Raw genomic sequence first — 23,090 nt, 5'->3', positions numbered from 1 at the left:
GCTCTGCGTGGGAACGCTGCCCTGGACGCTCTGCGTCCGCTGTGTGACGCGGAGCGTCACGGGATGCGTCCCCACGCAGAGCGTGGGGACGATCGGGTGTTATTTCGAGACTTTGCCCAGGACACGCAGGCGACTCACACCACCATCCGGGAACACATTCAGGCGGATGTGGGTAATCGGCCCCAGCGCCTTGATCTGCTCGGCGAAGGTGTGTTCGGCGTGCATTTCCAGCTTCTGCGCCGGCAGCAGTTCGCGCCAGAACAGCGACTGGGTTTCGATCTGGCTGTCGGTGCCGCCTTTCACGAAAGCGCCCTGGATCGAGCAGGTATCCGGGTAGTTGCCCTTGAAGTGCAGGGTGTCGACCACGATTTTCTCGATCTCGCCCGGGTGGCCCAAGGCGACGATCACCCAGTCATTGCCCGGTGTACGACGACGCGCGGTTTCCCAGCCATCGCCCATGTTGATGCCACGGCCCGGGTTGAGGATGTTGCTCATGCGGCCGAAGTGTTCATCGGAGCAGGCCAGGGCACGGCCGCCATTGAGCGCGGCAGCCAGGTCGACCTGTTCGTTGTCGCCCACCGAAGACCAGTCACGGAACGGCACGCCGTACACACGCAGACGGGCCACGCCGCCATCCGGGTAGATGTTGAAGCGCAGGTGGCTGAACGCCTGGTCGTTGTTGATCTCGTGGTAGTGGTGGCTGTTGCCTTGCAGCTCGACGGCTGACAGCACTTCCACCCACTGAGTGTTGGCATCCGGCTCGCCCGAGGCCAGGAAGCAGGCTTCCAGGGAGGCCGACGGCGGGAAGTTGCCGGTGAAGAATGAAGTGTCGATGTCCACGCCTTTGATCGAACCCGGCACGCCCAGGCGGATCACTGCACTGTCGTAGCCTTCGAAGCGCTTGCGGCGTGACTCCCAGCCGTCCATCCACTTGCCGTTGTCATCGAAAACGCCCTCCTTCCACACGGCCGGGGTCGGCTGGAACAGGCGGTTGGCGTCAGCGAACCAGTCATCGGTCACCGAGATGATCTTGGTGCCCAGGCGGGCGTCGGCCAGGTTGACGAACTTTTCGAAAGGTACGGCGTAAGCTTTCATTCTTCTTGTCTGCCTTAGATAGAGTGGCTGGGGATGGACTGCTAGAGGGTCAGTAAACGGAACAACGCGATCTTGTTGATCTCGTCCAGCGCGCACTTGAACTCGGTGTCTGCCGAATTGTGGATGCGCGTTTCGAACGCGGCGAGGATCTGATGCCGGTTGCTGCCTTTTACCGCCATGATGAAGGGAAACTTGAACTTGGCTTTGTAGGCCTCATTCAGCTCGGTGAAGCGAGAAAACTCTTCGGCCGTGCATTGGTGAATACCCGCGCCCGCTTGTTCATCGGTGCTGGCTTGGGTCAGTTGGCCCTGGACGGCAGCTTTTCCGGCCAGGTCCGGGTGAGCATTGATCAGCGCCAGTTGCGAGGCGTGATCAGCACTCAACAGGATATCGCTCATGCGCTGGTGCAGGGTTTCGATCTGGTCGATCGACGCGTCCTGGCCCAGGTCGAAGGCCTTTTCGGCCACCCATGGCGAGTGTTCGTAGATATCGGCAAAGGCCTGGACGAAGGCGTCGCGGCTCAAGGTCGAAGGTTTCAGGGTCTGGAACGCAGTCATTTCGCCGCTCCCGGGAAAGGGTGGGTTTGGTGCCAGTGACGGGCGATGTCCACGCGGCGGGTGAACCACACCTGGTCATGGCCTTTGACGTATTCAATGAAGCGCTTGAGCGAGGCCAGGCGTGCCGGGCGGCCGATCAGGCGGCAATGCAGGCCGATGGACAGCATCTTTGGCGCTTCGGCACCTTCGGCATACAGCACGTCGAAGGCGTCCTTGAGGTATTCGAAAAAGTCGTCGCCCTTGTTGAAGCCCTGCACCTGGGTGAAGCGCATGTCGTTGGTGTCCAGGGTATAGGGGATCACCAGGTGCGGCTTGCCGTTGGGGGTGTTGGGTTCCCAGTAGGGCAGGTCGTCGTCGTAGGTGTCGCAGTCGTACAGAAAGCCACCTTCCTCCATCACCAGGCGACGGGTGTTGGGGCCGGTGCGGCCGGTGTACCAGCCCAGTGGGCGTTCACCGGTGAGTTCGGTGAGGATGCGGATGGCTTCGAGCATGTGCTCGCGCTCCTGAGCCTCGTCCATGTACTGGTAGTCGATCCAGCGGTAGCCGTGGCTGCAAATCTCGTGGCCGGCGGCGACCATGGCGCGGATCACGTCCGGATGCCGCTGGGCGGCCATGGCCACGGCGAAGATGGTCAGCGGGATGTCGAACTCTTTGAACAACTTGAGGATGCGCCACACACCGGCACGGCTGCCGTACTCATACAGCGACTCCATGCTCATGTTGCGCTCGCCTTGCAGCGGTTGGGCCGAGACCATTTCCGAAAGGAAGGCTTCGGACTCTTTGTCGCCATGCAGGATATTGCGCTCGCCGCCTTCTTCGTAGTTGAGTACGAACGACAGCGCAATGCGTGCCTTGCCCGGCCAGTGGGGGTGAGGAGGGTTACTGCCGTAACCGATCAGGTCGCGTGGGTAGTCAGCGCTCACTGCAGTCTTCCTTCTTGTTCGTGGTAGCAGGTGTGTGTGGCGTCCGGGCAGTGGAATGACTGAGTGGCGTCACAGCGATGAGTGATTGTATACAACTTATCGCGAACTTTGTAAGCCTGCATTTCTGCATTTTTTCTGAACGGGCTCTCTACGGGTCTCTGCAAGAAACTTGCCTGAATGGTCAGATTAAAATGAAAAAGCCCACTGTAGGAGCGAGCTTGCTCGCGAAAAACCCGAGCGCGCCACTTTTCATCCTGGAAGCCCGTGTCATCGTTGACGTTTTTCGCGAGCAAGCTCGCTCCTACAGGGGATTGGAAGGCTGTGGAATTTATTGTGTACAATTTTTATAAAAAGTGTCTTAATCAGTCATCGCCGGCTTTTTCAACGCTCTGAAAAGGTGCGGGTTTCTCAATCACTGACTTCCGGAGGCGCATAGAAGCCATGGGACGTTTGACCACACACGTTTTGGACGCCGCACACGGCTGCCCTGGCAGCGCAATCAAGGTTGAGCTCTACCGTGTCGAAGGCACGCAGCTTGAGCTCGTCGCTACCGCCACTACCAACGGAGACGGTCGTTGCGACGCGCCGCTGCTGCAAGGCGACGACTACCGCAGCGGCGTGTACCAACTGCAGTTCAGCGCCGGTGATTACTACCGTGCCCGCGGTGTGCAATTGCCTGAACCTGCCTTCCTCGACGTGGTGGTGTTGCGCTTTGGTATCAGTGCCGAGCAAGACCACTACCACGTGCCTCTGCTGATTTCGCCTTACAGCTACTCCACTTATCGCGGTAGCTGAGTCGTCACCTCGCTTCACACCCCCAAATGCTCTTCGTTGGTTTCGCCCGCGCACACTGCGGGCTTTTTTTCGCTCAACTATCTAGCCCCTCTTGCTCATTGATGGGCCCTAGGCTGGTTTTTCCTCAGTGCATAGAGAAGAAAACACCATGACCTTGCCCCCTGATCAGCTCGGCGTTACAGCGCCCACCAGTGACCCTGACGACACCCTTGAGGAGGACGCGCCGCCCTTTTTCGTCGATGCCGATTTACAGGCCCTACGCACTCCGTTGCGAGAACGGATCAACGCCTATCCCCATCCCAGCCGCCTGATCAATCAGATCGGGCTGGCCGACGCGAGATGCCGCGAGTCGACACGGGCGCTCACACGCCTGATAGGGCGCTCACCCAGGATCTTGAAGGTGATCCGCGCCCAGTTGCAGAAGGCGTTCGAGATTGACCCGGACAGTCTGCTCTTCACCGAACCCATGCCTCCGCGTTTACCGCAGAAAGTCGACACCTTGACTGATCGTGCGTTGTTGCTGCTGGTCCGCCCTTCGGTGCCTTTCAATATCAATCAATACACCCTCCTCAGCGTCAAGGGCGCGCCTGACCGTCGGTTGCCCTATACACCGCTGGAAGCGCTGCGGCGGGTTATCGCGTTGGGGCTGTTTGAGCGGTTGGGTCGCGCAGCCAATGAATATTGGGACGCGCTGGAGTACGGCTCCTGGCTCACACGCCGGGAGCGTTGGATCGAGCTGCACCAGGCGCTTTTTGCTGACCGGGCCTTTATTGCCAGGCAACTGAACGAGCTATCACGGGCTGGATTGGCCATGGTTCAGGCCGTGATCGATGCACCAACCGCTGAAGCACGCCTGCGTGCGGGCGGACAGTGGGCCGATGTGCGAGTAGGCCCGTTGATGTGGCCGGGTAACCCTGCGGTGGCTATTGCGGGCGCGTTGCATTTCTATCGTGAGGGCGATCCCGATGATGTGCCTCATGTTGTCTATTTACCGGGTGTGGCTCGCAATTTTTACGAGTACCCGTCTTTCGTCGCCCTGGCGTGCGGCGTGCAGGCGCTGGGCAGGTCTCGTCTACACGAGCTATGGCAATGTTTGCCATTAAGTCGTCGCTCTGTGTTGCATCCACCTGCAACGTTCTCCTCGGTATCCACTGTCTCTCGAGGCGTGGAGCTTATGGAGGATGCGCTGGCGTCAAGCGCGCAGGCGTTGTTGGAAGGGCAATGGGCCAATGAATTGGCGTGTACGGTAAAAAGCAACCACGCCCATGTGTTTGCCGCCGGAACGTCACAGCCTCTGGAGTCAGCAGTTGTTCTCGCACGAGTGGAGCGTAACCGGCAGCAGTTGATTGGCGGGGCCCGACTTGGCCCGCTTCGAGAGCAGTTGCTCAAATGGGACCAGCAACGACGACACGCCGAAATAATCTTTGGCAGCACTGCGCCAGGCTTGGCCGAATACACCGTAGAACACCGGATCAAACGCTACGAAAAAGGGCTGGTTGCGTTGCTCGATCCCGAAGATTTGAGTAACGATACGCCCGCATACCAGGCATTTGTATCGCTGGTATCCCAGCTCAACGCCCATGCCCAAACGATGGACAGGTGGGTGCAGGATGCCCAGCAACGGCTGTTCGAGGTGGCATTTTGGGCTGAGCGCCCTGGTGGAAAGGGTACGCTCAGGCGCGGCACGTTGTTTCTTGACGCCCAGACTGAGGCGCTACGCTGTGAGGTGCAATTGCAGCATCGACTCAAGTTGATAAGCACCGCGCATCGGGACCTGATCATCGAAGTGCTCGATCAGCCTTTGCCGTCAAAACGTCCAGACAGTCAAACCCGAGTGCTGTCAATTGCGATTGGCAATGACCCGGATGCCTTCTATCCGCTCCATAACATGTGGGTGGTGACTACGGCGGCGGCGGTACGGGTGCCGCGGCGCCAGCATGCGGTAGTCCTGTGCGGTTTCGGAGCGGAAGGTGGGGTGCAGGGGTTTTCCGGACTGGACGCCCTGACCCGAAGTATCAAAGCCAGCCTTGATAGTTGGGATCGCAGCGCGCTGTGGGACTATGTCGAGCACGACAAGCGTAACGACTTGCGCTCACACGCGGCGCGTGGAACGCTGGCTGTGCGCTACGTACCGATTAATGGCAAGCCCGCCCTGGCTGCGATCAAGACATTGCTTGGGTGTTATCAGCGCCTGCACAACAGCACAGAAGACATCACGCGCATATTCAACGGCGTGAAAGATGCGCAAATAAGTCGCGCCTTGCTGCTGGCAGAACTGCAAGAGCAGCTCAAGGCACCTGTCAGTGACGCCCAGAGCCGCGCCCAGGCCAATGTCGAGTTGTTGCGCAAAACCGCACTGCAAGCGAAGAAACTGCCAGCTTGGCTGGAGCACGCATCCCGTTACCAGCGTAAGAAGTTCAGGCGATCGCAGCGCTTTTACCTGAGCAGTACTTTTGCATTCAAGACAAGGCTTGAAGACCAGTTGCCCGGTCTGGAAACCTTCGCTCGCCGTGCCCTGATCGATCGCTTGCGGTTGGACGGCATACCTGCGCAGTTTGATATCGACCAGCCCTTCATTGATATGCCCGATGATGTTCAAGGCAGTTATTGTGGATGGACAAGCGGTTGTGCCATTGGCGACCGCGCCATAAAACTTACCCCGACCCTGAAGCGCACCACCTACAGCCTGTTACAACTGGCGCAGCATAACCTGGACCCACTGGCGCCCTGGACGCAGTGGCGACTCAATCGCGCCCGCTATTTGCAACCTGAATGGAAAAATCAACTGAATGCCGCTTACTTGATCCGTACGATTTCCTCGCTGGATGTCGGCGGTCAGTACGACGCGTTGATCAACCAGGTTTTTTACCCGCCTGGCGATACCCTCCACACGCTCAGCAAAGGGCGCATTCCCGAGTTACTGAACCGGACGTTGCTTGCCGGCACTGAGCAACATCTGTTGTTGGCCACGCAACAAGGCTTGACGGCAACCGCGCAAAGTATCTTCACCACGGCGATGGCCGCACGAACGCCGCAAGACTTGTTGAAAAACCAACATGAGCTGCAACTGCATGTGCTTCATTTAGTGGGCCACACGATGCAGCATGACCGCTATATCGCGGGCCTGGTGATCGTGCGAGACCTGCGGTCGGGGCATTGCGTGATCTATTGGCCGAATGCTTCGCCCGCGTTGGTTCTCACCGAGTACTGCAGTTTGCAACAAGCCCAGGATGCATTGAACCGCCTTGGCGCACGGCCTGAAAACACCCAGATGCTGGCGAGGCAGATCGCACCCGGCTGGGCATTTCAGGCAATTACCCATCACCCGGTCAGGGTCGATAGGCTCGGTGCTGCCGTCAGTTACCTGGACGCTATACCTGCGTTTGCCATGGTCAAAGGGATATGGCAAGCGGTTGAGTTTGTTCGCTCCTTCGGTATCAAGCACTTGGAGCCGACGGTGCTGCCGGATGAGGTTGAGCAGGTAATCCTTGAGCAGATTGCCAGTGAACCTGAGGCTTGGCTGGCAATTGTCCCCACGTCCCACAGTGATGCCCAGGCATTGCTTTACGACGCCCCGGTGCTGGAGTTGAAACGTCAGACCCAGGCAGCCAGCCATTCCGGCAAAGCGCTGGATGAGTATCGCACCCGTCGGCTGGGCGAGCAGGGCGAGACACGCAGGCGCCGGTTGATCGCTTTTTTCTCTCCGTTATTCGGGATGTTCAATGATGCCTACGAGTTGCTGCTTGTGGCGCGGCGCTTTCATCGCTATGGGGACCCTCATGATGCCGTTGACGTGGGTTTTATGAGTGCGTTTATGGCGGCTGACCTGCTGACAAACTTTATACCGGGGCCCAAGGGGCGCGGCAGTGCTGTGGCCAAGGTGACGCGTCCTGCGCCGAGGGCTTTACTGGCACGCATACACCGCATGCGCATGGCCGTGCGCGATAGCCTTTCGCGCGTGAAGGTGCCCGTTGTAACTCAGCTCAAGGTGTTCGACCGGTTCAAAATCAAGGCGATTGCTGACGACGCCGTGGCGCTGAAAGGCCCGGGCAAAAAGGGGATCCATGTCAAAAAGGGTGAGCTGTTTCTGACAGACGATACGCACCATTACCCGATTTACCAGCGCGAAAACGAACAGGTATTTCGACTCAAAAATACCCGGCAGCCGGGCGAAGACGAGTTGATCTTGCACATCGATCAGCCCGGTGAACGCTTGTTGGGCTCGGGCGACCCTCAACCGGGGCCCAGCTCGGGGGTGCTCAACCCCTGGCGCGTAGAAGTAGAGGCGCTACGGGATTGGTTCCCACCGACTGTGCGTTCTGCTACACAAAGCACCATTGTCCAGTCCTCAACGGTCGCCACCCACTGGTTCGATTGGCGTATCCGAGCCCAGGCCATTGAGCTGTCGGACTCATCGATACCTGGCGTTTTACGTGTGCAATCGACTCCTCAAGGAGCCTTCTACAATGCCATCTATATCGGCGCGAGGTATGACACACCGAGCGCTGGATCGGGAATCGGATATTACAGGCTACTGGACACGGGGGATCAGGCGCCATTGACCGACATTGCGTTTATTACCAGGGATACGCAGCAGGTTTCATTGGCTCGCACTGATATTGAGCGCTGGACAAGTACGGCAATCAACGATCAGCCCATTCCGGTATCACGCACTTCGGCGGGCGAGTGGCAGCTGCATGCGCCGCTGTTCGACAGGCCACTGGAGCGCTATGTGGGCAGTGCTTTTCCCACCCTCACAAATACAAGCCAAGCGCTGGCAGTCGCCAGGCTGATTGAGTTATCGGGGCCGCCACAACTGGCAACGGCCAGTCATTTACTGAATATTCGCGCCACGCTCGACAAGTGGTTGCTTGCTGTAAATGGCCGTGTTGGCCAGACGGATGATTTGCTACAGATGTTGCGGCCCAATGAGCGGCGCAAAGAAATGGTGTACATCGGGTACGATGGCAAGGCGCCAGGCTTCACGCGTGTTGACTTCACGCCGCCTCACCCGTTGGATCCGCGCCTTCAATTTGGTGTCACACCGGTCAGGACGCAGCGGCTCGAGGCAGAGCGCTCTGCCGTCAGAACCGTGCTGGAGCAGCAGGGCTTCGCCGTCCAGGATTTGTCTTTGCGGCGGCAGGGGACAACCGCTGGAGAGTTCAGCCACGAATCAGTTGTGACGCATCGCCATTCGAACAAAATTTACTATGTCGCCTATCAATGGCTTGAGACGGGGCGAATGACATTGAGAACCAAGCTGACGGACAAGTGGATTCGGTTCGCAATTAAATTACACCCCGACTCTCTTCTATTGAAAGCGGTCGACAGCGCGCTGCAAGAACAGCGCTTGGTGCGGATCGTGGCGGGTATCCAATGGGCGACGAAGGGCAATCTGAACCCCAGCGTCTACTTCGTCAAATTGGCCCCCTAGCGTTGACGAGTGCCGCTGCTGCGGCGCCACCAAACAGTGCGGCACTGATCCGATTGAACCAGCTCTGGCCCGAGCCGCTGCGCAAATAGCGCGCAGCGCCATGGGCGCCCAAGCCGTAAGCCAACTTGCACAGCAGATCAAGCAGCGTCCAGGTGACGATCATGACCAGCAACTGCGGCAGGAACGGTTGCTGGCTGCTGAGAAATTGTGGCAGGAAGGCAGCGAAAAACAGGATGTCCTTGGGGTTGCTGGCGCCCAGTACAAAAGCCCGGCCAAACAATGCACGAAAGCGTGGTACTGGCGCAGCGTGCGGAACTTCAGCGCCTGCATTGGGCAGACGCGATTGCTGCCAGCTCTGCCACGCCAGGTAGAACAGGTAGAGTGCGCCGACAATTTTGAGCGCGCTGAACAGTTGTTCGGACGCCAGTAACAGCGCGCCCAGGCCCAGGGCCGAGGCGCTCAACAGGCAGATCGAGGCAAACACACCACCGAGAAACGCCGGGTACGAGCGGCGCAGGCCATAGTTAAGGCTGTTGCTGATCATCAGCAATGAGAGCGGGCCGGGGATCAGGATCACCACCAGCGCAGCGCCGCTGAACAGCAGCCAGGTTTCCAAGGTCATTTACATTCCTCCCTTTCATGCAAAAGCCCCACCCGAAGGTGAGGCGGTTTTTCAGCCCTTCCCGAACTACAGAAAGATGAACTTGGCGATAAAGATCGCGCACAGCACCCAAAGGCTGATGGAAATCTCGCGGTACTTGCCGGTGCCGGCTTTCAACGCCACGTAAGTGATAAAACCCAGGGCGATTCCGTCGGCGACCGAAAACGTCAACGGCATCATGATCGCGGTGACGATTGCAGGAATGCTGTCGGTGGCTTCATCCCAGTTGATATGGGCCATGCTCGCCATCATCAGCATCGCAACGTAAATCAACGCGCCCGCGGTGGCGTAGGCGGGAATCATGCCGGCCAGCGGCGCAAAAAACATCGCCGCCACGAACAATATGCCCACGGTCACCGCGGTCAAACCCGTACGGCCGCCAGCAGCCACACCGGCGGCACTTTCTACATAGCTGGTCACCGGCGGTACACCGACCATGGCGCCGAACACGCTGGACGCACTGTCAGCCTTCAAGGCGCGAGACAGGTTGTCGATCTTGCCATCGGCATTCACAAGTCCTGCGCGTTGCGCAACGCCCATCAGTGTACCGGCAGTGTCGAACATGTGTACAAAAAGAAAGGCAAATACCACGCTGATCATGCTCACATTGAACACACCCATCACGTCCATGGCCATCCAGGTCGGTGCCAGGCTCGGTGGGGTGGCGAGAATGCCGTTGTAGTGCACCAGGCCCAGGCCCCAGCCGGCCAGGGTCACGGCGATGATGCTGATGAGAATTGCGCCGAATACGCGGTGATAACTGAGGATAGCAATCAGCAGGAAGCACACCGCCGCCAGCAACGGCGCGGGCTCATGCAGGGAGCCGAGCTTGATCAGCGTAGCCGGGCTGTCGACAATGATGCCGGCGGTTTTCAGGCCGATCACCCCCAGGAACAAACCCACGCCGGCGCCCATGGCATGGCGCAGGCTGACCGGAATACTGTTGAGCAGCCATTCGCGGATGCGCGACAGCGTCAGGATCATGAACAGCACGCCGGAAATAAACACCGCGCCGAGGGCGGTTTCCCAGGTGTAACCCATGGTGCCGACCACGGTGTAGGTGAAAAACGCGTTCAAGCCCATGCCCGGCGCTAGGCCCACTGGCCAGTTGGCGTACAGGCCCATCAGCAGGCAACCCAGCGCCGCGGCGATGCAGGTGGCGACGAAAGCCGCGCCGTGGTCGATACCGGCATCGGCCATGATATTGGGGTTGACGAAAATGATGTAGGCCATGGTGATAAAGGTGGTGAGGCCGGCGATCAGCTCGGTCTTCACTGTGGTGCCATGCAAGCGCAGTTTGAACAGGCGTTCCAGCCAACCGCCTCGGGGCGCGGCCAGGTCCAACGTAGGGGCTTCGGTTTTACGGCTATCCACAGCGAGTACTCCTCAATCGTTTTATTGTTATGTCCAGCGCCGGTCACATGAGTGGGCGACAGCGCTTTGAGGTACCGGCGGGTTTGTTGACCAAAAGGTCAGGAACTCGCACGAAGCGAATTATGCTTTTGTATACAAATAAAGCAAATAATGTTTTCGATTATCTCGGCGAAAAGGGATGAAAGGCCCAGGCCAAGGGATTTATTCTGCGCAACGCCTTGAAACAAGCCTTCGATACCCGCACCTTGTGGGCGCAAGCATTCGGTCAGCGCGGCGAAAAGGGGAGCCCCATGTACAAGGTTTATGGCGATTACAAGTCGGGCAATTGCTACAAGGTCAAATTGATGCTCAATCTGTTGGGCATCCCGTATGAATGGATCGATATCGATATCCTCAAAGGCGATACCCAGACCCCTGAGTTCCTGGCCAAGAACCCCAATGGCAAGGTCCCGGTATTGGAGCTTGAAGACGGCACCTGCCTGTGGGAGTCCAATGCGATTCTCAACTTCCTCGCCGATGGCAGTGAATTCCTGCCGACCGAACCGCGCCTGCGTACCCAGGTATTGCAGTGGCAGTTTTTCGAGCAGTACAGCCATGAGCCTTACATTGCGGTGGCGCGGTTTATTCAGTTCTACCTGAACATGCCCGAGGATCGGCTGGAAGAATACAAGACCACCCACAAAGGCGGTTACAAGGCCTTGAGAGTGATGGAGCGTCAGCTTCAAGCCACGCCTTATTTAGTGGGCGAGCAGTTTTCCATTGCCGATATTGCGTTGTATGCCTACACCCATGTGGCCCATGAAGGCGGCTTTGACCTGGCGCCGTATCCGGCGGTGCAGGCGTGGTTGCAGCGCGTGGCCAGTCATCCCAAGTACGTGGCGATGCTCGACTGACTCCCTCGGTCCAATGTGGGAGCTGGCTTGCCTGCGAGAGCGTCACCCTGGCGCCCCGGCTAAACCGAGGTGTCTGCATCGCATGCAAGCCAGCTCCCACATTTAGCGCGGCGGCGTGTCAGGCAGTGCTTTGTTGAGCAGTTCAAAGCAGCGCTGCGCCGCCGGGCTCAAGCCCATCCCGCTACGGCTGATCAACCCGATCTCTCGATTCACCCCGGGATGATCGATGCTGATCCGCTTCAAACCTTCCAGGCTATCGGCCGCTGACTCCGGCAACACACTGATGCCCAGGCCCTGGCGCACCAAGGCCAATACGGTCGACATGTAGTTGGCCTCCATGCCGGCGTTCAGCGTCAGCCGTGTCTCATCGAACAGCGTGTCCACTTGCTCGCGCACACTGCTGTCGCGGCCGGTCAGGATGATCGGCTGGTCCGCCAATTGTTCCAGAGTCAGTTGGCGATGGCGGGCGAGCGCATGGCCCGATGGCACAAATGCGCACAGCCGATCATTGAGCACCGGCACGAAGTCCAGCCCGTGGCTCAGGCGGGCGCGCACGCCGATGCCGAAATCCACTTCGCCGTTGCGAACCTTTGCATGAATGCGCTGGGCCACCAGGTCATGCAGGCGCACTTCGATGCCGGCGAAGCGTTGGCGAAACAGGCGCAAGGCCGGGGGCAGAGCGCCTGCGCAGACTGAGGGCAGGGCGGCAATGGTCACCACGCCGCGGCGCAAGGCGGCGAGGTCGCGGGAGCCGGTGACGATGTTGTCCAGGTCCAGCAGCAGTTTTTCCATGGGCCCGCGCGCCTCCTGGCCCGCAGCGGTAATGCTCACGTGGCGCGGGCTGCGGTCGAGCAGGGCGACGCCGAGCCAGTCTTCCAGTTGTTGCACCTGCACGGTGAGGGCCGACGGCGACAGATGCAGTTCGTTGGCCGCCTTGGTGAAGCTGCCTGTGCGGGCAACCGCAAGGAAAGCTTGAATGTGCTGGATGCTGTTTTTCATGCGCGTCGCTTCATTTTGTTTTTCCGAACGCTGGTGGCTGAATATTGCAATTTACAAAGCCTAGCGCGATTCCAATACTCCAGGGAAAACAATAACCGGCCAACCAGGCCGCCCTGGAGTAACCCATGCTCGCAACCCTGGGTGTCATCACCATCCTGTGCCTGCTCGCTGCCGTCATGAGCAAGCGCCTCTCGCCGCTGGTGGCCTTGATCGCCTTGCCGATCATTGCCGCGCTGATCGGTGGATTTGGCCTGCAAACCAGCGCCTTCATCATTACCGGTATCAAGAACGTCGCCCCTGTGGTGGGCATGTTTGTGTTCGCGATCCTGTTTTTCGGGATCATGACCGACGCGGGCATGCTCGATCCCATCATTGATCGCATCCTGCGCACGGTCGGGACGCGTCCTACACGAATTGTGGTGGGTACTGCGACCCTGGCGTTGCTGGTACACCTGGACGGCTCTGGCGCGGTGACTTTCCTGGTGACGGTGCCGGCGATGCTGCCGCTGTATACGCGCCTCGGCATTGATAAACGCATCCTCGCCTGCGTATGTGCGATGGCCGCCGGGGTCAACTTCCTGCCCTGGACCGGCCCGGTGCTGCGTTCGTCGGCGGCGCTGCATGTGCCGGTGGCCGACCTGTTCCAACCATTGATCCCGGTGCAGATCGTCGGGCTGATCTTTGTCTTCGCCTGCGCCTGGTGGCTGGGCCATCGCGAAGAAAAGCGCCTCGGCCTGGGTGCCGGTTCCAGCGTGGAGGCGGTGCCGCAACGAGTGCTCAGCGATGACGACATCACGCTGCGTCGTCCACGGTTGTTCTGGGTCAACCTGATGCTGACCGTGCTGGTGATGGTGGTGATGATCGCCGGCTGGGTCGACCCGGTGGTGATGTTCATGCTCGGCACCGTGGTTGCCTTGTGCATCAACTATCCCAACGTGGACGCCCAGCGTGCGCGCATCGACGCCCATGCGAAAACCGCCCTGACCATGGCCAGTATCCTGCTCGCCGCCGGGGTATTTACCGGCATCATGCAAGGCACCGGCATGCTCAAGGCCATCGCCGAAGTGGCGGTGGCGCAGATACCGGCGGGCCACGGCAAGTTGATCCCGGCCGTCGTGGGCTTTTTGTCCATGCCCCTGAGCATGTTGTTTGACCCCGATTCCTACTATTTCGGCGTGATGCCGGTGATCGCCGAAGTCGGCAAGGCGCTTGGCGTCGACCCCCTGCAAGTGGCCCAGGCCTCGTTGTTGGGCGTGCACACCACCGGTTTTCCGGTCAGCCCGCTGACGCCTGCGACCTTCCTGCTGGTGGGCCTGTGCAAGATCGAACTGGCCGATCACCAGCGCTTCACCATTCCTTTCCTGTTTGCCGCCTCGGTGTTGATGACCCTGACGGCGTTGCTCCTGGGAGTAATTTGAGATGAACACCTTGCGCATCGGCTCCGGCGCCGGCTACTCCGGCGACCGTATAGAACCTGCGGTGGAACTGGCCGAACACGGCGACCTGGATTACCTGGTCTTCGAATGCCTGGCCGAACGCACCATCGCCCTGGCGCAACAGGCGCGCATCAGCGACCCGCAGGGCGGTTATGACCCGCTGCTGGCTGAGCGCATGCGCGGTGTCTTGCCCTTTGTGGGGCAGCGGGCAGGGCGTCGACGCCTGCGGGTGATCACCAACATGGGGGCGGCAAACCCGTTGGCGGCGGCCGGGGAAGTGCGGCGCATTGCCGGCGAGCTGGGCCTGGGCCTCAAGGTTGTGGCGGTGGTCGGGGATGACGTGCTGCATACCTTGTCTGCCGAGCAGTTGCTGGATAATGGCCAGACCGTAGGCGCATTGGGCGAGCGGCTGATTTCCGCGAATGCCTACTTGGGTGTGGAGGGCATTCTTAACGCGTTGCACGCCGACGCCGATGTGGTGATCACCGGGCGCGTGGCCGACCCTTCGCTATTCCTGGCGCCGCAGATGTTCGAGTTCGGCTGGGCCTTCGATGATTGGCCGCGACTGGGCCGGGGCACGTTGGTGGGGCATTTGCTTGAGTGCGCGGGGCAGGTCAGTGGCGGTTATTTCGCCGATCCAGGCTTCAAGGATGTGGAGGATCTGGCGCGCCTGGGCTTTCCCCTGGCCGAGGTCGACGCCGACGGCAATGCAGTGATCACCAAGGTGGCAGGCTCCGGTGGGCGGGTCAGCCGCGCGACCTGCGCCGAACAACTGATTTATGAAGTTCACGACCCGGCAGCCTACTTGACCCCGGATGTGACGGCCGACTTTTCTCAGGTCGGGTTTGTCGAGGAGGGCGTGGACCGGGTGCGTGCCCAAGGTGCCAGTGGGCGTGCCCGGCCTGATCAACTGAAGGTCAGCGTCGGTTACCTGGACGGTTGGATCGGTGAAGGGCAGATGTCTTACGGCGGTCCCGGTGCTGTCGCACGGGCTGAGTTGGCGCGAGAAGTGGTGCTCAAACGTCTGGCGTTGATCGGCGTCAACATGCAGGACCTGCGCGCCGAGTTGATCGGCATGGATTCATTGCACGGCCTGCGCAGCAGCGTCGAGCCTTGGGAAGTGCGCCTGCGGGTCGCTGCCCGGTGTGACGAGCGCAGCGACGCCGTGCGGATCGGCAATGAAGTGGAGACCCTCTACACCAACGGCCCGGCCGGCGGCGGTGGGGCGAGCAAGAGCGTGCGTCAGGTGGTGGCGGTGGCGTCGTTGCTGTTGCCCCGTGAAGCGGTCAAACCGAGGATTGAAGAATGAAACTGCACAGGCTGGCCCATTCCCGCACCGGGGATAAGGGCGACACGTCGAACATCTCGATCATTGCCTATCGCGCCGAGGATTATCCGTTGCTGTGTGAACAACTGACGGCTGAGCGCGTGGCCGAGTTCTTTGCCGATTTACGCGATCCCGATGCGGCACCGGTTCAGCGTCATGAGTTGCCGAACGTGCAGGCGCTGAACTTCGTCCTGCCGGGAATCCTGCGCGGCGGCGTAACCCGGTCGCTGGCCCTGGACGCCCACGGCAAGTGCCTGGGTTCGGCACTGTTGAATCTCGACCTGACAATACCGAATTAAGAACACAGCAGAGCAAATGTGGGAGCTGGCTTGCCTGCGATTGCATCACCTCGGTACATCTGCTGCACCGCGGTGCCCGCATCGCAGGCAAGCCCCACATTGACCGCAGTGGGCTTCAGAGCGCAGCGAAGCGCTTGTCCAGGTAGTCAATGATGACCTTGGAGTCATACATCCAGGTAGTCTGGCCGTTCTCTTCGATGCGCAGGCACGGCACTTTGATCTTGCCGCCTTGCTCCAGCAGGGTCTGACGGTCCTGCTCGTTGTTCTTCGCGTCCTTGAGCGCCACCGGCACATTCAGGCGGTGCAGGGTGCGACGGGTCTTCACGCAGAACGGGCAGGCGTGGAACTGATACAGGGTCAGGTCCTTGGCTGCAGCATTGACCTTGGCCTGTTGCTCCGCCGGGCGTTGTTTTTTACGTGGGCGGGTAAGAAAGTCGCCCGCGATGATGACGTGGCCGAGGCCCACTCGAAGTGCTTTGACGAACATGGCTGAAACCTCTTGCCCATGACTGAGGGGGCGCAGCTTACCTGATTTCTGCAGGCGAAAAAAAACCGGCGATGAACGCCGGTTTTTTCCTGCCTGGCCGGTTACTTGATCAGGCTGAGAAATTCGCTGCGGGTGGCCGCGTTCTCGCGGAACTCACCCAGCATCACCGAGGTGATCATCGACGAATTCTGTTTCTCGACACCGCGCATCATCATGCACATGTGCTTGGCCTCGATCACCACGGCCACGCCCAGGGCGCCTGTGACTTCCAACACGGCGTCGGCGATCTGGCGGCTGAGGTTTTCCTGGATCTGCAGGCGGCGCGCATACATGTCGACAATACGCGCGACCTTCGACAGGCCCAGCACTTTGCCGCTCGGGATATAGGCCACGTGGGCCTTGCCGATAAACGGCAGCAGGTGATGCTCGCACAACGAGTACAGCTCGATGTCCTTGACCAGCACCATTTCGCTGTTGTCAGAGCTGAACAAGGCACCGTTGGTGACTTCTTCGAGTGTCTGTTCATAACCGCGGCAGAGGTACTGCATTGCCTTGGCGGCACGCTTTGGCGTGTCGAGCAGGCCCTCGCGGGACACGTCCTCGCCGAGTTGGCCGAGGATCGCGGTGTAATTCTGTTCCAGGGACATGAAACTACCTGTGGGATTTTCGCAAAGCGCAAGGTTACGGTGGCGGACACATCGCTGCAAGCCTGACGATGGCACTTGTTACTCGTCGCGCCCTTCCATCATGGTGCGCTTGAGCATCACATACACCGCGCCGGCGCCGCCGTGACGAGCCTGGCAGGAGGTAAAGCCGAGCACCTGGGCATGCTGGCGCAGCCAGGTATTGACGTGGCTTTTGATCATCGGCCGCTTCCCGTCCAACCGCACCGCCTTGCCGTGGGTGACGCGCACGCAGCGGATTTCGAATTTGGTCGCTTCGGCCAGGAAGGCCCAGAGGGTTTCCCGGGCTTTTTCCACGGTCATGCCGTGCAGGTCGAGGCTGCCTTCGAACGGGATCTGGCCAGCCTTGAGCTTGCGCATCTGGCTTTCCTGCACGCCGTCGCGGGCCCACATCAGTTCATCTTCGGGGCCGACGTCGATCACGAACTGGTCCGACAGGCCATCCACGGTGGTGGCATCGGTGCGCACGGTCGCGGCCTGGCGCAGCTTGGCGATCTGCGCCCGGTCAGTCTTGGGTTTGCCGGTGTCGGCGCGGTCGTGCTTGATCGGCTTGACGCCGCGCAGCTCGTTTTTGAACAGGGAAAAATCGTCGTCTTGCATGTCAGCCTCCGCGAAGGGCGGGCAGTTTACCTAAATCGCGGCGGCCAGGGCGCAGGAAACGCTATCCAAGCGCCATCAGTCGTGCTTTTTCATCAGGTGAGAGGCGATATTCAACGACAGCGGCTGGCGCATTTTCCGACGGCTGCGACGCCATAGCCACACGCCCAACCACAGCACCAGCAAGCCGATCCCCAGCAGAAGTGCCGAGCCGCCCGGGCTGGCATTCAGTTCGCCCAGAGCGGGCGAATGCCCAAACAGGCCGGCGCCACCAGCGCCCGCCAACAACAAGCCTACTATCGCCAGCAACGCGGCCATGCACGCTACCAGGCGCAGACGCCAATTGCTCGGGCCCTTGGGGCGCAAGCGACGAGCATCAAAACCATCGGATATCTTCATTCCGACCTTTCCTCCAGGGTATCGGCCCTTCGACCGGAAGATACACAGGTTGTTCCGGGGGGAGAGGTAAATGCGCCAAATGAAAGGGCTTTGCGGATGAGCGGAGCAATAAACACGCCGCTCACCGCCAGCAGGATCAGATCAAGTCTTTGGCCAGCGCCAGGGTGGCGAAGTTGTCTGCCATGATGGCCATTTCGGTTTGCTGCACATGCTCGGCGCTCAGGATACCGCCCTTGTAGGGCAGGTCGCGGGTGGCGCAGGCGTCTTCCACCAGGGTGCAGCGAAAGCCCAGGTTCTTGGCCGCGCGCACGGTGGTGCTGACGCTGGAGTGGCTCATGAAACCGCAGACGATCAGGTCCAGGGAGCCGAGGTCTTGCAGGTGCTTTTCCAGGCCGGTGCCATGGAAGGCGCTGGGCAGCAGTTTGCCGATGATGGTTTCGTCACCCTCAGGCTCAAGGCCCGGAATGAATTCGCCGCGCTCGCCCTGGGGGTCAAACAGGCCGCCCACGGTACCCAGGTGGCGCACATGCACAATCGGGCGCCCGGCACTGCGCGCTGCGGTCACAAGCTGCTTGATGTTCTCTACCGCCGCGTCCATGCCCGAGAGGGCGAGCGGGCCGCTGAGGTATTCTTTCTGGGCGTCGATGATCACCAGGGTCGCATGATTGAGGTTGGCTGCTGCGTAACCGCGACCGCTGAGTTGAAACATCGTCTTTGGAACGGACATTCTGGGGCTCCTGTGAGTGGGGCTTTTGCGACATTGTCCACTGGCTGAGCGCTTCTGTGAATCGCTACTATCGTAAGGTACGCCGTTGCTGGCGTGCAGCCATGTCAAGAGGCAGGCCTGTTTAACACAATGCGGGCAAATTGGATGAAATCCGACGTACGGCGCCAGGTTTTTCGTACATCGTCGGTACAGGTGAAGGCTGTTAGAATCGCCAGTCGTTTTTTCCAGGAGCTTGCCCCCGTGATCACTTCCCGCCTGCGCACCTTGCGCGACCATATCCGTTGGGCTGTCAGCCGTTTCCATGGGGAAGAGCTGTTTTTTGGCCATGGCACCGACAATGCCTGGGACGAAGCCCGACAGTTGGTGCTGGGCGCCTTGCACCTGCCGTGGGAAATCGCCGACAGCTATTTGGATTGCAACCTGGAAGAAGAGGAAATCTCCCACGTGCAGCGCTTGCTGCATCGGCGTATCCATGAGCGAGTGCCGACGGCCTACCTGTTGAACGAAGCCTGGTTTTGCGGCATGTCGTTTATCGTCGATGAGCGCGTATTGATCCCGCGTTCACCCATAGGCGAGCTGATTGAAGACCGCTTCGAACCCTGGCTGGCCCAGCCGCCGGCACGCATCCTCGACCTGTGCACCGGCTCCGGTTGCATCGGCATCGCCTGTGCCTATGAGTTCCCCGAGGCCGAAGTGGTGCTGGGAGACTTGTCCTTCGAAGCCCTGGAAGTGGCGAACCAGAACATCGAGCGCCATGGCGTCGACGAGCGCGTCTACACCGTGCAGGGCGATGGTTTTGACGGGTTACCCGGCCAGCGTTTCGACCTCATCGTGTCGAACCCGCCCTACGTGGATGCCGAAGATTTCGCCGACATGCCCGATGAATACCAGCACGAACCGGAACTGGGCCTGGCCTGCGGTGAAGACGGCCTGAACCTGGTACGCCGGATGCTGGCCGAAGCGGCGGACCACCTGACCGAGAAGGGCTTGCTGATTGTCGAAGTGGGCAACAGCCAGGTGCATGTCGAGGCGCTGTACCCGGAAGTGGACTTCGCCTGGCTGGACTTCAAGCGCGGTGGGCATGGGGTGTTTATGTTGACGGCTGAGCAGTGCCGCCAACACCAGGCCGTTTTCGCTGCCCGGATATAACTGCAGAAACTCGGTCAATGTGGGAGCTGGCTTGCCTGCGATAGCGGTGGGTCAGCTTGCACTTGTGCTACTGATACATCGCTATCGCAGGCAAGCCAGCTCCCACATTTTGATTGCATTTCAATCTATCAGCGGTGTGTGGCAATCCAGATCAACAACCCCGCCTGGAACACCGTAAACGCCACCAGACAAGTGATGGTAAAGCGCAGCCCGCTGTCCTCACGCTTGAACTTGGTGACTTTCTCCTCTTCCTTGCGCAGCTTCACTTCCTGCTCCGCCAGGTTCTGCTCGGCCTGTTGCAGCATCTGTGCGGCTTCAAGGATCTCCACGAACTGCACTTTCTCGGTGTTCCAGCTGTCCAGCACCTCGCTGACCTTGCCGGGCTGCACATTGCCTTTGAGGTGCTGCACATCGGCGTAGGCCACATCGAAACCCTGGATACGCAGGAAATGATCGCGGCGCAGGCGCGTGGCTTCGTTGAGGGCGTCCTTGTTGGCCAGGTCCACGCCGTCGACGCGGTAGTGGGACCACTTCTTCTTCGCCCAGGCGGCGCCTTGAGCCACCAGGAAACGCCCGATACCGCGGTTGGCCGGCTCGATTTCCAGACTGTTGCCGGGCCCGAAGTGCACGCGGTGTTTATCGTGATCGACCCAGATATCCAGGTGGTTCTGCTCGCGCCGTACTCGCTGGCCCGGTAACTGGATGACCATGCGCAACAGGCTGTGGTGTTTATCATGGCGCTCGGCATAGCCGAACTGCACAAAGCGCAACGGCCGTGCGCCGGTCGCGCGGTCGGTGGCCAGCGGGGCCAGGCGCAGCATCTTGAAATGTTCGGCGTGAACGTCGGCCCACGGCAGGGCCGCTGCGGCGCCAGCTTCGGTTGCGGCCGGGGTCTCGGCGGTCGATTCGGGTGTTGTTTCGGTGGTTGTCATGCGGCGCGATCCTGTCCAAGCCCTGCGAGCCGACAGTCTTTTTACTGTCGACTCTGGACTTATCGGCCGTTTTTCCCAGGACTGGAGGCCAATTGCCGCTTAACGGGGTTGAAGTCCTTCGATAAAGCTGACGATACGTTGGCCCAGCTCCGCAGCCAGCGGCAGTTTCGGGTCGTTGTAGGAGGCCAGTTGCTGCTTCACGTTATTGGGCACGATGCGCATCACGTGGTTCATGCCTTCGATCACCGTCAACTGCGCGTCGGGCTTGGCCTGCTTCAGTTGCCGGGCATCACCTACGCCAACCTGGATATCGTTGGTGCCTTGGATAATCAGCGCCGGCATGTCCAAGCGCGCAAAGGCGGCCGACGGATCGGCGCGGAACAGGCTGATCAGATACGGCTGCACGCTGGGTCGGAAAATGCCCTCCAATGGGCGCGGCACGTCGGCGTCCACCTGGCCGGCCTTGAGGTGATCGAGTATTTCATTGCTGCGCAGCAACAGGGCAGGGGGCAAGTGATCGGCCAGTTGCTGACGGATCACCTGGTCCACCGGGCGGGCGCTGCCAGACAAGGAAATGACCCCGGCCGGTTCAAGTTGCGGCGCGGCGAGGGCGGCGACCAGCGCGCCCTCGCTGTGGCCCAGCACAATCAGCGGGCCCATGCGCTTGTCGGCCTTGAGTAACTTGCCCCAGGCCACGGCGTCGGCCACATACGCCGCCAGGGTCAGGTTGCGCTCATCCGGCGTGGCCGCCAGGCTTGCAGCCACGCCGCGCTTGTCGTAGCGCACGCTGGCGATCTTATGCCGGGCCAGTACCCAGGCCAGGCGCTTGAGGCTGTCGTTGCGCGCGCCGTCGGCGCTGTTGCCGTTGCGGTCGGTGGGGCCGGAGCCGGCGATGATCAGCACCACCGGCACCGGTTTATCCGATTGCGGCAAGAGCAGCGAGCCAAAGAGTTGGCCGCTGCCGGTGTCCAGGCTGATCGGGCGTTGCAAGACGACAGGGGAGGCGGCCTGGGCCACGGCGGTGAACAGGGTGAGGGTGAACAGCAGAACTCGCAGCATCATAGCGCCATCATTGGAGAGGTGCCGGTTGGACCAACGTCTACCGGTAAGGTTTCGAGGATGAACTAGTCGGTTAGCCTGCGTATACTGGCCGCCTTAAGTTATTACGGTTGACTTGATTCAACTGATTTCACGGAGCGCCCTGCATGTCCGGCAATACCTTCGGCAAGCTGTTCACTGTCACCACCGCGGGCGAAAGCCATGGCCCGGCGTTGGTCGCCATTGTCGACGGCTGCCCGCCAGGCCTGGAGCTGAGCCTGGACGACCTGCAGCGTGATCTCGACCGCCGCAAGCCCGGCACCAGCCGCCACACCACCCAGCGCCAGGAGCCGGACGAAGTCGAAATCCTTTCCGGGGTGTTCGAGGGCCGCACTACCGGCTGCGCCATTGGCCTGTTGATTCGCAACACCGACCAGAAGTCCAAGGACTACTCGGCGATCAAGGACCTGTTCCGCCCGGCCCATGCCGACTACACCTACCACCACAAATACGGCGAACGCGACTACCGTGGCGGTGGCCGCAGCTCGGCGCGTGAAACCGCCATGCGCGTGGCCGCCGGCGCCATCGCCAAGAAATACCTGGCCACCCAGGGCATCGTCATCCGTGGCTACATGAGCCAGTTGGGGCCGATTGAAATCCCGTTCAAGACCTGGGACAGCGTCGAAGACAACGCCTTCTTCTGCCCCGACCCGGACAAGGTGCCGGAACTGGAAGCCTACATGGACCAGTTGCGCCGCGACCAGGACTCGGTCGGCGCGAAGATCACCGTGGTGGCCGAAGGCGTGAAGCCGGGCCTGGGCGAGCCGATCTTTGATCGCCTCGACGCCGAACTGGCCCATGCGCTGATGAGCATCAACGCGGTGAAAGGTGTGGAAATCGGCGCCGGCTTCGCCTGCGTATCCCAGCGCGGTACCGAGCATCGCGATGAGATGACCCCTGAAGGTTTCCTCAGCAACAACGCGGGCGGCATCCTCGGCGGTATTTCTTCCGGCCAGCCGATCGTGGCGCACCTGGCGCTCAAGGCCACGTCGAGCATTACCACGCCTGGCCGTTCGATCGATGTGCACGGCAACCCGGTGGACGTGATCACCAAAGGCCGCCACGACCCGTGCGTCGGCATCCGCGCCACACCGATTGCCGAAGCCATGATGGCCATCGTGCTGATGGACCACCTGCTGCGCAACCGCGGGCAGAATGCCGATGTGCGCGTGAGTACCCCGGTACTGGGCCAACTGTGATCGCCTGGGGCAATGAGCGCGCTTAT

At 60.4% G+C, this 23,090-nt stretch carries 21 protein-coding genes; 8 read left to right on the top strand and 13 right to left on the bottom strand.

The genetic code is table 11. From position 1 onward, the window contains the following. Positions 1 to 99: 99 nt before the first annotated feature. The 3 genes from alc to puuE are packed head-to-tail and all read right to left on the bottom strand — an operon-like array spanning position 100 to position 2,575. Complete coding sequence (alc, locus tag JMV15_RS14380; protein WP_014719294.1) at positions 100 to 1,095, bottom strand: allantoicase; 996 nt, start codon at positions 1,093 to 1,095, stop codon at positions 100 to 102. 41 nt (positions 1,096 to 1,136) lie between these two features. Beyond that, a complete protein-coding gene (gene uraD / locus JMV15_RS14375; RefSeq protein WP_014719293.1) occupies positions 1,137 to 1,652 on the bottom strand; it encodes a 2-oxo-4-hydroxy-4-carboxy-5-ureidoimidazoline decarboxylase in 516 nt (171 codons plus the stop codon). Continuing rightward, positions 1,649 to 2,575: an allantoinase PuuE gene (gene puuE, locus JMV15_RS14370; RefSeq protein WP_014719292.1), complete on the bottom strand. Its 927-nt coding sequence runs from the start codon at positions 2,573 to 2,575 to the stop codon at positions 1,649 to 1,651. Before puuE ends, uraD begins: the two co-directional genes overlap by 4 nt. A 441-nt stretch (positions 2,576 to 3,016) precedes the next feature. On the opposite strand from puuE, the gene uraH reads away from it, so the two are divergent. Together uraH and JMV15_RS14360 are read left to right on the top strand one after the other, a co-directional pair. Beyond that, positions 3,017 to 3,370: a hydroxyisourate hydrolase gene (uraH, locus tag JMV15_RS14365; protein WP_014719291.1), complete on the top strand. Its 354-nt coding sequence runs from the start codon at positions 3,017 to 3,019 to the stop codon at positions 3,368 to 3,370. Positions 3,371 to 3,518: 148 nt separating this feature from the next. Then, the gene (locus JMV15_RS14360; protein ID WP_235991953.1) at positions 3,519 to 8,804 is read left to right on the top strand and encodes a dermonecrotic toxin domain-containing protein; all 5,286 of its coding nucleotides are present in this window, start codon (positions 3,519 to 3,521) and stop codon (positions 8,802 to 8,804) included. On the opposite strand, the gene JMV15_RS14355 is transcribed toward JMV15_RS14360, so the two are convergent. Further along, a complete protein-coding gene (locus tag JMV15_RS14355) occupies positions 8,788 to 9,426 on the bottom strand; it encodes a LysE family translocator (protein ID WP_014719289.1) in 639 nt (212 codons plus the stop codon). The genes JMV15_RS14360 and JMV15_RS14355 overlap by 17 nt on opposite strands. A gap of 66 nt (positions 9,427 to 9,492) precedes the next feature. Beyond that, positions 9,493 to 10,839 (bottom strand): NCS2 family permease, encoded by a 1,347-nt coding sequence (locus JMV15_RS14350; RefSeq protein WP_014719288.1) that lies wholly within the window; start codon positions 10,837 to 10,839, stop codon positions 9,493 to 9,495. 290 nt (positions 10,840 to 11,129) lie between these two features. Here JMV15_RS14350 and JMV15_RS14345 point away from each other — a divergent pair, with 290 nt between their 5' ends. Further along, positions 11,130 to 11,732 carry a glutathione S-transferase family protein gene (locus JMV15_RS14345; protein ID WP_014719287.1) on the top strand — a complete coding sequence of 201 codons (603 nt, stop codon included), beginning with the start codon at positions 11,130 to 11,132 and terminating at the stop codon, positions 11,730 to 11,732. Positions 11,733 to 11,834: 102 nt separating this feature from the next. On the opposite strand, the gene JMV15_RS14340 is transcribed toward JMV15_RS14345, so the two are convergent. Continuing rightward, positions 11,835 to 12,731 (bottom strand): LysR family transcriptional regulator, encoded by an 897-nt coding sequence (locus tag JMV15_RS14340; protein WP_014719286.1) that lies wholly within the window; start codon positions 12,729 to 12,731, stop codon positions 11,835 to 11,837. Between the two features lie 125 nt (positions 12,732 to 12,856). Here JMV15_RS14340 and JMV15_RS14335 point away from each other — a divergent pair, with 125 nt between their 5' ends. Genes JMV15_RS14335 through JMV15_RS14325 form a run of 3 tightly spaced genes read left to right on the top strand, consistent with a single transcriptional unit; the run spans position 12,857 to position 15,793 of the window. Then, a complete protein-coding gene (locus JMV15_RS14335; RefSeq protein ID WP_003192804.1) occupies positions 12,857 to 14,149 on the top strand; it encodes a CitMHS family transporter in 1,293 nt (430 codons plus the stop codon). A gap of 1 nt (position 14,150) precedes the next feature. Continuing rightward, positions 14,151 to 15,476 (top strand): acyclic terpene utilization AtuA family protein, encoded by a 1,326-nt coding sequence (locus tag JMV15_RS14330; RefSeq protein ID WP_201491674.1) that lies wholly within the window; start codon positions 14,151 to 14,153, stop codon positions 15,474 to 15,476. Then, positions 15,473 to 15,793, top strand: coding sequence for an AtuA-related protein (locus JMV15_RS14325; RefSeq protein ID WP_014719284.1), 321 nt, complete (start codon positions 15,473 to 15,475; stop codon positions 15,791 to 15,793). The genes JMV15_RS14330 and JMV15_RS14325 overlap by 4 nt, the downstream gene beginning before the upstream one ends. Positions 15,794 to 15,908: 115 nt before the next feature. On the opposite strand, the gene JMV15_RS14320 is transcribed toward JMV15_RS14325, so the two are convergent. The 5 genes from JMV15_RS14320 to JMV15_RS14300 all read right to left on the bottom strand — a co-directional run bounded on the left by JMV15_RS14320 (position 15,909) and on the right by JMV15_RS14300 (position 18,686). Further along, entirely contained in the window at positions 15,909 to 16,280 is a 372-nt protein-coding gene (locus JMV15_RS14320) for a glutathione S-transferase N-terminal domain-containing protein (protein ID WP_014719283.1), read from the bottom strand. A 101-nt stretch (positions 16,281 to 16,381) separates the two neighbouring features. Continuing rightward, positions 16,382 to 16,927 (bottom strand): GTP cyclohydrolase I FolE, encoded by a 546-nt coding sequence (folE, locus tag JMV15_RS14315; RefSeq protein ID WP_014719282.1) that lies wholly within the window; start codon positions 16,925 to 16,927, stop codon positions 16,382 to 16,384. 78 nt (positions 16,928 to 17,005) lie between these two features. Then, positions 17,006 to 17,563 (bottom strand): Smr/MutS family protein, encoded by a 558-nt coding sequence (locus JMV15_RS14310; protein ID WP_003192796.1) that lies wholly within the window; start codon positions 17,561 to 17,563, stop codon positions 17,006 to 17,008. Between the two features lie 75 nt (positions 17,564 to 17,638). Further along, on the bottom strand, positions 17,639 to 17,959 hold the full coding sequence (locus JMV15_RS14305; protein WP_014719281.1) for a hypothetical protein: 321 nt from the start codon (positions 17,957 to 17,959) through the stop codon (positions 17,639 to 17,641). 136 nt (positions 17,960 to 18,095) lie between these two features. Beyond that, entirely contained in the window at positions 18,096 to 18,686 is a 591-nt protein-coding gene (locus JMV15_RS14300) for a cysteine hydrolase family protein (protein WP_014719280.1), read from the bottom strand. A gap of 240 nt (positions 18,687 to 18,926) precedes the next feature. Between JMV15_RS14300 and prmB the strand changes: the two genes are divergently transcribed. After that, positions 18,927 to 19,835, top strand: a complete 909-nt coding sequence (prmB, locus tag JMV15_RS14295; RefSeq protein WP_014719279.1) for a 50S ribosomal protein L3 N(5)-glutamine methyltransferase — start codon at positions 18,927 to 18,929, stop codon at positions 19,833 to 19,835. A 128-nt stretch (positions 19,836 to 19,963) separates the two neighbouring features. Here the strand turns inward: prmB and JMV15_RS14290 are convergent, their stop codons facing one another. Both JMV15_RS14290 and JMV15_RS14285 read right to left on the bottom strand, forming a co-directional pair. After that, a complete protein-coding gene (locus tag JMV15_RS14290; RefSeq protein WP_019818578.1) occupies positions 19,964 to 20,767 on the bottom strand; it encodes a hypothetical protein in 804 nt (267 codons plus the stop codon). A gap of 99 nt (positions 20,768 to 20,866) precedes the next feature. After that, positions 20,867 to 21,829 carry an alpha/beta hydrolase gene (locus JMV15_RS14285; RefSeq protein WP_038450997.1) on the bottom strand — a complete coding sequence of 321 codons (963 nt, stop codon included), beginning with the start codon at positions 21,827 to 21,829 and terminating at the stop codon, positions 20,867 to 20,869. Positions 21,830 to 21,972: 143 nt separating this feature from the next. Between JMV15_RS14285 and aroC the strand changes: the two genes are divergently transcribed. Beyond that, entirely contained in the window at positions 21,973 to 23,064 is a 1,092-nt protein-coding gene (aroC, locus tag JMV15_RS14280) for a chorismate synthase (protein ID WP_014719276.1), read from the top strand. Positions 23,065 to 23,090: the final 26 nt, after the last annotated feature.

The sequence above is a fragment of the Pseudomonas paracarnis genome (assembly GCF_904063055.1).
Classification (GTDB): domain Bacteria; phylum Pseudomonadota; class Gammaproteobacteria; order Pseudomonadales; family Pseudomonadaceae; genus Aquipseudomonas; species Aquipseudomonas paracarnis.
Note: the sequence above shows the minus strand (reverse complement) of the source record. Positions and strands in the feature narration are given on the sequence as shown.

Excerpts from the sequence above, each read along its gene's own strand:
- alc (WP_014719294.1), bottom strand. The coding sequence starts at position 1,095 with ATGAAAGCTTACGCCGTACCTTTCGAAAAGTTCGTCAACCTGGCCGAC.
- uraD (WP_014719293.1), bottom strand. The coding sequence starts at position 1,652 with ATGACTGCGTTCCAGACCCTGAAACCTTCGACCTTGAGCCGCGACGCC.
- uraH (WP_014719291.1), top strand. The coding sequence starts at position 3,017 with ATGGGACGTTTGACCACACACGTTTTGGACGCCGCACACGGCTGCCCT.
- JMV15_RS14360 (WP_235991953.1), top strand. The coding sequence starts at position 3,519 with ATGACCTTGCCCCCTGATCAGCTCGGCGTTACAGCGCCCACCAGTGAC.
- JMV15_RS14355 (WP_014719289.1), bottom strand. The coding sequence starts at position 9,426 with ATGACCTTGGAAACCTGGCTGCTGTTCAGCGGCGCTGCGCTGGTGGTG.
- JMV15_RS14345 (WP_014719287.1), top strand. The coding sequence starts at position 11,130 with ATGTACAAGGTTTATGGCGATTACAAGTCGGGCAATTGCTACAAGGTC.
- JMV15_RS14340 (WP_014719286.1), bottom strand. The coding sequence starts at position 12,731 with ATGAAAAACAGCATCCAGCACATTCAAGCTTTCCTTGCGGTTGCCCGC.
- JMV15_RS14335 (WP_003192804.1), top strand. The coding sequence starts at position 12,857 with ATGCTCGCAACCCTGGGTGTCATCACCATCCTGTGCCTGCTCGCTGCC.
- JMV15_RS14330 (WP_201491674.1), top strand. The coding sequence starts at position 14,151 with ATGAACACCTTGCGCATCGGCTCCGGCGCCGGCTACTCCGGCGACCGT.
- JMV15_RS14325 (WP_014719284.1), top strand. The coding sequence starts at position 15,473 with ATGAAACTGCACAGGCTGGCCCATTCCCGCACCGGGGATAAGGGCGAC.
- JMV15_RS14320 (WP_014719283.1), bottom strand. The coding sequence starts at position 16,280 with ATGTTCGTCAAAGCACTTCGAGTGGGCCTCGGCCACGTCATCATCGCG.
- folE (WP_014719282.1), bottom strand. The coding sequence starts at position 16,927 with ATGTCCCTGGAACAGAATTACACCGCGATCCTCGGCCAACTCGGCGAG.
- JMV15_RS14310 (WP_003192796.1), bottom strand. The coding sequence starts at position 17,563 with ATGCAAGACGACGATTTTTCCCTGTTCAAAAACGAGCTGCGCGGCGTC.
- JMV15_RS14305 (WP_014719281.1), bottom strand. The coding sequence starts at position 17,959 with ATGAAGATATCCGATGGTTTTGATGCTCGTCGCTTGCGCCCCAAGGGC.
- JMV15_RS14300 (WP_014719280.1), bottom strand. The coding sequence starts at position 18,686 with ATGTCCGTTCCAAAGACGATGTTTCAACTCAGCGGTCGCGGTTACGCA.
- JMV15_RS14290 (WP_019818578.1), bottom strand. The coding sequence starts at position 20,767 with ATGACAACCACCGAAACAACACCCGAATCGACCGCCGAGACCCCGGCC.
- JMV15_RS14285 (WP_038450997.1), bottom strand. The coding sequence starts at position 21,829 with ATGATGCTGCGAGTTCTGCTGTTCACCCTCACCCTGTTCACCGCCGTG.
- aroC (WP_014719276.1), top strand. The coding sequence starts at position 21,973 with ATGTCCGGCAATACCTTCGGCAAGCTGTTCACTGTCACCACCGCGGGC.